The organism is Exiguobacterium sp. SH3S3, assembly GCF_004337115.1.
Classification (GTDB): domain Bacteria; phylum Bacillota; class Bacilli; order Exiguobacteriales; family Exiguobacteriaceae; genus Exiguobacterium; species Exiguobacterium aurantiacum_A.
Window position 1 is genome coordinate 1 of the sequence record NZ_SJUU01000027.1, and the last position, 1,686, is coordinate 1,686.

Below are 1,686 nucleotides of genomic sequence, written 5' to 3' on the forward strand. Positions count from 1 at the left end.
TGATATGCTCCCCAATAAGTAGACAGATGAAATAACAAATCTGTTTATCTGATTGGGGAGTGTTTTTTTATGACGAGAAGTCGACATACGATCGAACAAAAACTGAGCGCGCTGCGCATGATGGATCAAGGCACATATACCTGGAAGGAAATCAGGGAGGCACATGACGTCTCTATGGACACCCTTCAGTTATGGAAAGTAAAATTCGATACCGGCGGTATTGACGCGTTGAAGCAATCGAGGACATGGAAGCCCTACACCAAGGAACAGAAGATTGCGGCGGTCCGTGACTATCTCGGTGGTCTCACTAAACTAGAGACACTCTCCAAACATCAAATCAGTCACTGGTCTGTTCTTCACAGATGGATTAGGAAGTATACTAGTCATAGCGAGTTAACAGATTCGAGAAAAGGGATGGGTCTAGCTATGACAAAAGGAAGAAAAACTACATTTGAAGAGCGCTTTGAGATCGTGAAATACTGTTTGGAGAATGGTCGCAACTACCAGCAGACCGCGGAACAATATCAGGTATCCTATGCCCAGGTCTATGGCTGGGTCAAGAAGTATGACACGACCGGGGCAGAAGCGCTCCTAGACCGCCGTGGGCGTACGAAGCCAGAGGATGAACTAAGTGAAGAAGAGAAGCTGAAACGTCGTATCCAGCAAATGGAGCTTGAGAACGAACTTCTTCGTGCGGACAACCTGTTCCTAAAAAAGTTAGAGGAGATCGAGAGGAGGTCGTGATCAGCCAGGTACGGCTACAGCAAAGATATATCGCCATCAAAGAATTGAACGAAGAGGAAGCCCTCTCGATTGTGCTCCTCTGCCGGGTCGCCGGCATCTCACGGGCGGCCTATTACAAATGGTTGAATCGCACCATATCGGTGCGTCAAGAAGAGAACGAGAAGCTCCTGGAGGACATCCGTCTACTCTATGATCAGGCGAACGGGACATACGGGTACCGTCGGATCACGATGACCATCAATCGGCTACGCCGGCAACAAAGCTTGTCCCCGTTCAATGAAAAGCGAATCTATCGTTTGATGCATAGCCATGGGATTCAATCGATCATCCGCCGGAAGCGGAGGAAACATAAGAAGTCAACGCCACAGCATGTGGCCGAGAACTTGATGAACCGAGAGTTCAGCGCGGCCCGGCCGGACGAGAAATGGTGCACCGACGTCACCGAGTTCAAATACGGTGCCGGGAAGAAGGCGTACCTTAGCGCGATTATCGACCTGTACGACGGCTCGATCGTCGCCTATCGTGTCGGGAAGTCCAACAACAACGGGCTCGTCTTTAAAACGATGATGCCAGCCATCGCGGGTCTACGTACAGGAGCGAGTCTGATGATCCATAGCGACCGAGGGTTCCAATACACCTCGAGAGGGTTCAAACGCATGGTAGAGGACGCGGGACTGACCCACAGCATGTCCCGCGTGGGACGCTGTATCGACAACGCCCCAATCGAGAGTTTCTGGGGCACCCTGAAAGTGGAGATGTACTATTTGCGTGAGTTCCAGGCCTATAGCGAACTGACGAAGGCAATCGAGAACTACATAGCGTTCTACAACCACGACCGTTTCCAGAAACGACTAAACGGCCTGAGCCCTGTCGAATACAGGTCTCAAGCCGCCTAGGTTGGTTTTCATTATTTACACTGTCTACTTGACGGGGAGCAGTTCA

At 50.5% G+C, this 1,686-nt stretch carries 1 protein-coding gene; it reads left to right on the forward strand.

Features of this window, described 5'->3' with window-relative positions; translation table 11 throughout:
* Positions 1 to 69: 69 nt before the first annotated feature.
* A protein-coding gene (locus EVJ28_RS13850) for an IS3 family transposase (RefSeq protein WP_131489345.1) occupies positions 70 to 1,640 on the forward strand; the annotation gives its coding sequence in 2 pieces (ribosomal slippage) (positions 70 to 709 and positions 709 to 1,640; 1,572 coding nt in all).
* The last annotated feature ends 46 nt before the right edge of the window (positions 1,641 to 1,686 follow it).